General features: G+C 67.9%; 4 protein-coding genes and 1 pseudogene. 2 read left to right on the top strand and 3 right to left on the bottom strand.

All coding sequences use genetic code 11. From position 1 onward, the window contains the following. Window positions 1-251: 251 nt before the first annotated feature. Both ACWDX9_RS57965 and ACWDX9_RS57960 read left to right on the top strand, forming a co-directional pair. On the top strand, window positions 252-1,517 hold the full coding sequence (locus ACWDX9_RS57965; RefSeq protein ID WP_449971846.1) for an IS256 family transposase: 1,266 nt from the start codon (window positions 252-254) through the stop codon (window positions 1,515-1,517). Window positions 1,518-1,554: 37 nt separating this feature from the next. Beyond that, window positions 1,555-1,857, top strand: a pseudogene (locus ACWDX9_RS57960) (flavodoxin); the annotation flags it as partial. 279 nt (window positions 1,858-2,136) lie between these two features. Here ACWDX9_RS57960 and ACWDX9_RS57955 read toward each other — a convergent pair. From ACWDX9_RS57955 to ACWDX9_RS57945, 3 genes are all read right to left on the bottom strand, one after another. After that, window positions 2,137-2,898, bottom strand: coding sequence for a glucose 1-dehydrogenase (locus tag ACWDX9_RS57955; RefSeq protein ID WP_449971844.1), 762 nt, complete (start codon window positions 2,896-2,898; stop codon window positions 2,137-2,139). 49 nt (window positions 2,899-2,947) lie between these two features. After that, window positions 2,948-3,790: an XdhC family protein gene (locus ACWDX9_RS57950; protein WP_449971842.1), complete on the bottom strand. Its 843-nt coding sequence runs from the start codon at window positions 3,788-3,790 to the stop codon at window positions 2,948-2,950. A gap of 129 nt (window positions 3,791-3,919) precedes the next feature. After that, window positions 3,920-6,115 (bottom strand): xanthine dehydrogenase family protein molybdopterin-binding subunit, encoded by a 2,196-nt coding sequence (locus ACWDX9_RS57945; RefSeq protein ID WP_449971840.1) that lies wholly within the window; start codon window positions 6,113-6,115, stop codon window positions 3,920-3,922. Window positions 6,116-6,277: the final 162 nt, after the last annotated feature.

Raw genomic sequence — 6,277 nt, 5'->3', positions numbered from 1 at the left:
CGTCTACCAGGAGCTTCTTCACGTCACCGGCCGAACAACGGCATCGCGATCATGCTGTGACCAGGGCACTCGCCGCGGAGCCTGAAAAAGGTTCACGGAGAGCTCGAAGATGTCTCACGCGCGCAACAAGGAGCGAGGGAAAGGCCGAAGCGGGTCTGTACGGTCACTGGTGTAACTCCTGATCAAGGAGAACGCACCTGATGAGTACTGTGATCCAGGCATCGACGGAGATCGACCTGGAGGACGCCGGCGTGGCCCGCAAGCAGCCCAAGGAGAGTAAGGCCAGGGATTCGGATCGGGAGCTGGTGGCCCGGCTGGTCGACCAGGCCCGTGCCGAGGGCGTGGAACTGGTGGGTGAAAACGGACTGCTCGGCCGGCTGACCAAGCTGGTGCTGGAGTCCGCGCTGGAAGGCGAGATCACCGACCATCTCGGCTATGACAAGCACGAACGCGGTGCAAGCGAGACAGGCAACAGCCGCAACGGCGCCCGCTCCAAGACCGTCATCACCGACGTCGGGCCGGTCGAGATCAGCGTGCCACGCGATCGGGACGGCAGCTTCGAGCCGAAGATCGTGCGCAAGCGGCAGCGGCGGTTGTCCGGTGTGGATGAGATGGTCATCTCGCTGGCCGCCAAGGGCCTGACCACCGGCGAGATCTCCGCCCACCTGGCCGAGGTCTACGGCGCTGAGGTGTCCAAACAGACCATCTCCACCATCACCGACAAGGTGCTGGACGGGATGGCCGAGTGGCAAAATCGGCCGCTCGACCCCGTCTACCCGGTCCTGTTCATTGACGCCATCCACGTGAAGCTGCGCGAGGGCCAGGTCGCCAACCGGCCGATTTACGTGGCGATGGCGGTGACGGTGGATGGCGAGCGCGACATCCTTGGGCTGTGGGCCGGCGACGGCGGCGAGGGCGCCAAGTTCTGGTTGCACGTACTGACCGAGATCAAGAACCGCGGCGTGGCGGATGCGCTGATGGTGGTCTGCGACGGTCTCAAAGGACTGCCGCAGGCCATCGAGCAGGTCTGGCCCCAGGCGGTCGTCCAGACGTGCGTGGTGCACCTGCTGCGCGCGTCGTTCCGGTATGCCGCCCGCCAGCACTGGGATGCCATCGCCAAGGCGCTCAAGCCGGTCTACACCGCGCCCACGGAGGCCGCCGCGCTGGAGCGCTTCTTGGAGTTCGCCGAGGTCTGGGGCGGTAAGTACCCGGCGATCGTGAAGCTGTGGGAAGACGCCTGGGCCGAGTTCGTGCCCTTCCTCAACTTCGACACCGAGATCCGACGCGTCATCTGCTCGACCAACGCCATCGAGTCGGTCAACGCCCGGATCCGGCGGGCGGTCAAGGCTCGCGGGCATTTTCCGAACGAGCAGGCCGCGCTCAAGTGCGTCTACATGGCGATCATGAGCCTCGACCCGACCGGCAAGGGCCGCAAACGCTGGATCACCCGCTGGAAAGCCGCCCTGAACGCCTTCGCCATCACCTTCGAAGGCCGTCTGAACCCGACCACCCGCTAATCAAACAAGATCGAGATACACCACTGACTGGACACACCCGCCGAAGCTCAAAGCCGCGCCCTCGGACCTTGGCGGTTATGACACCGTGTTCATCGGTTATCCGATCTGGTGGTACGACCTGCCGATGCCGGTATATACGCTCCTTGAGCAAAATGACTTCAGCGGAAAGAACATCGTTCTGTTCTGCACCCATGGCTCAAGTGGACTTGGCGGAACCGTCGAAACCGTCACCAAAATGCTTCCTGATTCCACTGTGCTGGGCAATGGCTTCGAGATCTCGCGAGACGACATGGATGATGCCGAGCCGCAGGTGCGTGATTGGCTCGCCAGTCTCAGCTGAGAAGTCCCAGTCAGGCACGGCAGCCGTCGTTCGTGATGTTCCACGACGTTCTTGACGGTGCGCACCTGAGCGGCGGCCATCGGCACCGACGTGTCGTCGCGTCCGCGGTTGCCGGCGGCGGCCAGGCGGTCGTGCCAGGCGGTGCCTCTCGCGGAGTGACGGCCAAGAGCCGGTCGTGCCCGAGGCCTTCGAGGACCCAGGCGCCGAAGCGTTCAAGATGCCGGGAGATCTTGGCGGTGACGTGTCGTCGCGCCGGTCAGCTCGCGGGGGGGACAGCGACTATCGCGCGGTGTATCCACCATCGACCGGAAGCGCGACTCCGGTGACGTAGCTCGCGCCTGGGCTGCACAGCCAGAGAACGGCCGAGGCGATCTCCTCGGCGTTGCCGAGCCGGGCCATCGGAGTGGCGGCGAGGGCCGCGTCCATGTCCAGTTCCCCGGCGTTGATCATGCGCTCGACCATGGGCGTGTCGATGGTGCCGGGGCAGACGGCGTTGATCCGCACACCTCGAGGGGCGTACTCCAGAGCCGCGCTCTTGGTCAGGCCGACGATGCCGTGTTTCGTCGCGTCGTAGGAAGCTCGTCGTGGGTCCCCTACGAGTCCGGCGAGCGAGGAACAGTTGACGATCGCGCCAGAGCCCTGGCGCCGCATCTGGGCCAACTCGTGCTTCATACATGCCCAGACGCCACGCAGGTTGACCGCGATGACGCTGTCGAACGCCTCGGCCGGCTCGTCGGCGGCGTCGGAGTCCGGGATCATGATCCCGGCGTTGTTGAACGCCATGTCGAGCCGCCCGAACTCATCGACGGTCCTGTCCACGGCGGCGGCGACCTGCCGCTCGTCGGACACATCGCAGGCAAGGGGGAGAATCTGGCAGCCTCGCTCGGAGAGCTCCTGTGCGGTCTTCTCGACGGCGTCCTTATCGATGTCGGTGAGCGCGACGGATGCGCCTGCTGCGGCGAACGCTCGCGCGGTGGCCGCTCCCATGCCCGCGGCAGCGCCTGTCACCAGGGCTACCTGACCGCTGAAGTCGTACGTCAAGGTCATCGGAACTTCCTTTCCGTCTGTGGTGTGCGTTGAGGTTCCGCCGTCAGACCGGCTGTCCCTGCCGGGGCGGCCAGTGGATCGGGCCGGTGAGCTGGGACAGGGGCCGGCCCGTCGCCAGGTTGATGTGGGCGATGATCTCCGCCGCGATGGACACAGCCGTCTCCTGGGGCGTGCGCGCACCGAGGTCAAGGCCGATCGGAGAGCGCAGTCGGCCCAGCTGTTCTTCGGACACACGGGCCTTGCGCAGGAGGCGCAGGCGTTCGTCGTGGGTGCGCCGCGATCCCAGCGCCCCGATGTAGCCGACGGGCAGGTCGAGCGCGAGACGCAGCAGGGGGATGTCGAACTTGGCGTCATGGGTGAGGACGCAGACGGCGGTGCGCGCGTCCACGGTCGTGCGCTGAAGGTAGCGGTGTGGCCAGCCGACCACGACCTCGTCCGCGTGCGGAAAGCGTGCCGTGGTGGCGAAGACGGGGCGGCCGTCGCAGACGGTGACCCGGTAGCCCAGGAAGGCGCCTGCCTCGCTGAGGGCGGCGGCGAAGTCGACGGCGCCGAAGACCAGCAGGCGCGGGCGAGAGGCACGGACGTGAACGAGGACGTCCAGTTCACCGCCGCAGGTGAGGCCGACGGCGAAGGCGTCGTCGTCGGAGTAGCCGAATCGGGCCCGCTGGGGGGTTCCTCGGTCGCCAAGCACCTGCCGGCACAGCTCGTACACGGCTCCCTCGACGCAGCCGCCGGAGATGCTGCCCACCGCGTTGCCGTCTTCGTCCACCGCGACCGAGGTGCCGGGCGGCAGGGGCGCGCTGCCATGGACGTCGACGACGGTGGCCAGGGCGAAGGGGCGTGCTTGGCGGCACCAGAGGTGCAATGTGTCCGCAATGTTCAGCATGAGTCGATCTCCGCAGCAGATGATCAGCGTCGCAGAAGGTGTGCGGGGCGTGCCGCCCGGCGGCTTCTGGCGGTCCGGCAGCCGGACGCGACCGGCTGCCGGACAGGTTGTGTGCGTTCCGGATCCGGGTCAGAGCAGTGCCTCGGCGGTGATGGGCAGTTCGCGGATCCGGCGGCCGGTGGCGTTGAAGACGGCGTTGGCGATCGCGGGCGCCACGCCGACGTGGACCACCTCGCCCAGTCCTTTGACGCCGAGCGGGTCGGCCTCGCGGTCCTCGCCGTCCAGGTAGATCGCCTTGATGTCGGGGACGTCGGCGTTGACGGGGACGAGGTAGTCGGCCAGGTTGGCGTTGACGATCCGGCCGTCGCGGTGGTCGGTGACCGTGTGCTCCAACAGGGCTGTGCCGATGCCGCCCACGATGCCGCCGATCGCCTGGCTGATGGCGAGTTTGGGGCTGATGATGCGGCCCGCGTCATAGACGCCGAGCATGCGCCGCACCCGTACCAGACCCAGTGCCGCGTCGACGGCGACCTCGGCGAAGGTGGCGTTGTAGGCGTAGAAGGAGTGCCGCTCCGGCCCCGACGGCCGGGTGAAGGACCCGAGAGATTCCAGGTAGGGGCGATTGTTGCGGGCCAGCAGCCGCTGGTACGTCTCGCCGCGGGCCGGGTCGCTCTTCACCTGCATCCGGCCGCCGCGGACGACGACGTCGTGGGCGGCCACCCCGTACAACGGTGACCGCCGGTCTTCGACGGCCAGCTTGATGGCCTGCTGCCGCACCTGGTTGCATCCGTCGAGGACGGCGGAGCCGACGCTGGCCATGGTCATCGAGCCGCCGTGCGGTGGTGTCGGCGGGTAGAGGGAGTCACCGATTCGGGTGGTCACCATGCGCATGGTCAGCCCAAGGGCATCGGCGGCGACCTGGGTCTGCGAGGTGTAGGTGCCCGGCCCCATGTCACTGGCCGCCGTCTCGACCAGGGCGGTGCCGTCGGCGTTCAGGCGGATCCGGGCCTGGGCCGTGTTGCGCTGGGTTTCGTACACGCCGGTGGCCATGCCCATGCCGATCAGCCAGTCGCCGTCGCGCCGGGAGCGCGGCTCGGAACGGCGGCGGTCCCAGCCGAACTCGCGGGCGCCGACGGTGTAGCACTCGCGCAGACGGCGGGTGGAGAACGGCAGCCCGCTCGACTCGTCCTCGGCCGGTTCGTTGCGCCTGCGCAGTTCGATCGGGTCGAGGCCGAGTTTGTACGCGAGTTCGTCCATGGCCGACTCGATGACGAAGGACGCCGTCGCGAAGCCCGGGCCGCGCATCCAGAGCGGCGTGTTCACGTGCAGCGGCACCGTCCGGTACGCCTGCGAGACGTTCGGCATGCTGTAGAGCATCTGGCCCGCGGGCAGGATGGTCTCGGTGAACTTCTCGTACGAGGAGGTCTCGGCGTCCATCTCATGGGCCATGGCGGTCAGGCGCCCTCGCCGGTCGCTGCCCAGACGCAGCCGGTAGTCGTAGGACGGCCGGAAGCCGGTGCCGAAGTACATCTGCCTGCGGCTCAGGACCAGCTTGACCGGACGGGCCGCCTCACGGGCGGCCATCGCGGCGATGACCACGTGTGGCCAGCAACGCAGCCCCGAGCCGAAGGCGCCGCCGACGAACGGGGAGATCACCCGTACTGCCTGCGTCGCGATGCCGAACACGGCGGCGAGCTCGGTTTGCGTGCCGACGACCCACTGGGTCTTGTCCCAGACGGTGAGCCGATGACCGCTCCAGCGGGCGATGGTGGCGTGCGGCTCCATGGGATTGTGGTGGTTGCGCGCCGTCCGGTAGGTCAGGTCCATCCGTACGGCCGCGGAGCTCAGTCCTGCCTCGGCATCGCCGCGCGCGTAGCGGGTCGGCTCGTCCGCTTGGGCCTCGCGTAGATCGGTCGAGGGCCGCTCGGCGTCGTAGCGGACCTCGACCAGGCTCGCACCGTGCTGCGCGGCCTGAAGGGTGGTGGCCACCACGACGGCGACCGGTTGACCGTAAAAGAGCACCCGGTCGTCCTGGAAGACCCGCAGCCGCCGCCCGGGCGGGTTGTTCGAGGCGGAGTTGTCACGATAGGGAAGCTTGGGCGCGTTGAGGTGGCTGATCACCCGCAGCACCCCTGGGTGGGCCAGGGCGGCGCGGGTGTCGATCGAGGTGATCCGTCCACGGCCGATGCTGCTGTCGACGATGACCGCGTGCACGACGCCGTCGACGTCGTGCTCGGCGGCGTACAGCGCCTTGCCCGTGACCTTCAGCCGCCCGTCCACCCGGGACAGCGGCGCGCCCACGGCGGCTTGCGGCTGGGGGTTCACTTCGTACCTCCTACGATGCGCAGCTGACGCGCTACGGTCCGCTTCAGCAGCTCCGTCTTGAAACCGTTGTGTCGCAGCGGGCGAGCGCCGTCGTCAGAACAACACCGCACCTCTCAACCACGAACCAACCCCGCCCGTGGTCAACCAGCGCCTTGTTTGCCC

The organism is Nonomuraea sp. NPDC003201, assembly GCF_053590415.1.
Note: the sequence above shows the minus strand (reverse complement) of the source record. Positions and strands in the feature narration are given on the sequence as shown.